The organism is uncultured Campylobacter sp., assembly GCF_937949835.1.
Lineage (GTDB): Bacteria > Campylobacterota > Campylobacteria > Campylobacterales > Campylobacteraceae > Campylobacter_B.
Map to the genome: position 1 here is coordinate 1 of NZ_CALEDC010000336.1, position 2325 is coordinate 2325.

Here is a 2325-nt window from a genome sequence, read left to right on the forward strand (position 1 = left end):
TGAATTCTACTTTTGTGCGCTTAGGCACAAATCACTTTTCAATGTGATGTTTGACCAGATACTCGATGATATTTACCGCATTATCGATGCCGCAATACGATGTGTCGATGCAGATATTGTAGTTTGCGGACGCGCCCCAGACTTGGTTGGTGTAGTATTGATGAAAGCTCATCCTGCCTGCGTCGCTGTTTTCCATATACTCGCGCGCGTCGGTATGGCCCTCTTTTTCTAATCTAGCGAGCTTAAACTCATCGCTCGCGCGTAAAAATACCGTCAGCAGATCCGGATGTCCGCGCAAGAAAAACCCGGCGCAGCGCCCAAGCACTATAACGTTGCCGCCCGAGACGATCTTTTCGTAGATTGCTACGATGCGATCGCGTTTTTGCTCATTGGCTAGCTCGTTGTGCGATATTGCCTGAAGTAGCGTATTTACGGGCATTTCGTTGTAGAACTCATACATCTGCTCGAAGCAGCCAAGCTCGTCTGCTTTGCGGAGCAGATCCGCCTTGGCTAGATAGGTGTAGCCTAAGCGCTCGGCTAGTTTGCGCGCGGTTTCGCGTCCGCCTGCGCCCGTTTGTCTAGCGATCGAGATTATCATATTTTCTCCTTAGATGAAATGTGCAAAAATACCGGCACCGATGACGGTAAGAAGTCCCGTAACCGCCATTGCTAAAGACGCCATTGCGCCCTCTACGTCACCGATCTCAAGAGCGCGTGCCGTTCCCATCGCGTGGCTCGCGCAGCCTAGGGCGATACCTTTTGCCATCGCCTTTTTGATGCCAAAAATTTTAAGTAGCGCCTCGCCAAATACGCTGCCGATGATGCCCGTAGCGATGATGCAGGCCACCGTTAGCGTCACGATGCCGCCTAAGCTTTCGCTGATACCCATACCGATCGGCGCCGTGACGGATTTCGGTAGTAGCGTGACATACATTGTGTGATTTAGCCCAAATATCACCGACATCGCGTAGATGCTGCCTAGCCCTGCGATCATACCTGAAATCAGTCCTGCAAAAATAGCTAAAAAATTACTTCGCAAAAGCGCCAGCTGCTCGTATAGCGGCACGGCTAGACAGACGGTAATCGGCGTTAAGAAAAAGCTAATGTGCGAGGCGCTCGCGTTAAATTTCTCGTATGGAATTTTAAAGATTAAAAGCACGCAGACGGTAAGCACGATACCGATTAGAAGCGGGTTGAAAATCGTTAGCTTGAAGCGCTTTTTTAGATAAAGCCCTAACTCAAACGAGCCCAGGCACAAAAACACGCCGAAAAAAGCGGAGTTCATTAAAATTTCTCTCATTTTTTGTCGTCTCCGGATAAAATTTCGCGCTCCAGCTTCGCATCCACGCCCTTTGTATTCGCGCCGTCTTGTTCGTGCGCGGCTGCGTAGAGCCTGCGCTTAACGCGGGCGAGGGCGATTTTATAAAAGATCTGCGTTACCGCGCCGCTTGCACCGATGACTACTACCGTAGAGACTGCCGTAATCGCGATGATTGCGAAAAGATGCTGGCGTAGCGCGTCGCCTGCGATGATGATCGCAGCACCCGCCGGGATGAAGATCACGGGCATAATCTGCATAAAAAACGACACGGTTTCTCTGATCTGTGATACTTTGATGAGTTTGAAGATCAGGGCTAAAAGCATAATGACTAGCCCGTAGATGCTAGCGGGGATCGGCACAGGCACGAGCGCCGCCAAAATCTCCGCAACAAAAGATATTCCTAAAATCACACTAAATTGGATTAAGTAGTTCAAAGCTTACCTCGGATTAAAATTTTAGCGCTAAATTTAGCACTTTGCAGTTAAAATAGATATTAATCTTGCTAGGTTTGGGCGAAATTTTGCGGCAAAATTTACTTAAGCAAGCTCTGTAGCTAGGCTTTAGATAGAATTTTGCGATTTATCGTAGCGCTAAATTTAGCCTTGCGGCACGGGTAAAATTCGGCGACGACTACTCAATCAAGCGTCTCGCCTAGCTCGATTTTGATACCGAGCACCCTGCAGACTAGATCGAAAATTTCGATATCGACGTTGGGCGCGTATTCGTCCAAAACCGTGTAAACTTCGGCGCGCATATCCTCGTCATGGCCCGGGTGCGAGCGCGAATACAGCTCGTCCGTGCGGCGCACGAGCGTGAGATTATCGATATCTCGCTCTCGCATCGCCTGCTTGAGCCGCTTTGAAATTTGCCATTTGAAACTTTGCATTTTCCATCCTTTAAATTTTATTTCAGCGTTTAAAACCAAAGCCTGGATTTTGCACCATGGCAGTAAAACTTGCCTGCGAGCTTCGGCGGCGGCAAATTTTTTCTCAAGCTTTGATAGC

At 48.9% G+C, this 2325-nt stretch carries 4 protein-coding genes; all 4 read right to left on the reverse strand.

Annotation, left to right across the window (positions count from 1 at the left end; genetic code table 11):
• Nucleotides 1-31: 31 nt before the first annotated feature.
• The 4 genes from Q0256_RS07670 to Q0256_RS07685 all read right to left on the reverse strand — a co-directional run bounded on the left by Q0256_RS07670 (nucleotide 32) and on the right by Q0256_RS07685 (nucleotide 2207).
• On the reverse strand, nucleotides 32-598 hold the full coding sequence (locus Q0256_RS07670) for an AAA family ATPase (protein ID WP_005873246.1): 567 nt from the start codon (nucleotides 596-598) through the stop codon (nucleotides 32-34).
• A 9-nt stretch (nucleotides 599-607) separates the two neighbouring features.
• A complete protein-coding gene (locus tag Q0256_RS07675; RefSeq protein ID WP_295151400.1) occupies nucleotides 608-1300 on the reverse strand; it encodes an LrgB family protein in 693 nt (230 codons plus the stop codon).
• On the reverse strand, nucleotides 1297-1755 hold the full coding sequence (locus Q0256_RS07680) for a CidA/LrgA family protein (RefSeq protein WP_297961891.1): 459 nt from the start codon (nucleotides 1753-1755) through the stop codon (nucleotides 1297-1299). The genes Q0256_RS07675 and Q0256_RS07680 overlap by 4 nt, the downstream gene beginning before the upstream one ends.
• Nucleotides 1756-1955: 200 nt before the next feature.
• Complete coding sequence (locus tag Q0256_RS07685; protein ID WP_297961894.1) at nucleotides 1956-2207, reverse strand: hypothetical protein; 252 nt, start codon at nucleotides 2205-2207, stop codon at nucleotides 1956-1958.
• Between the last annotated feature and the right edge of the window lie 118 nt (nucleotides 2208-2325).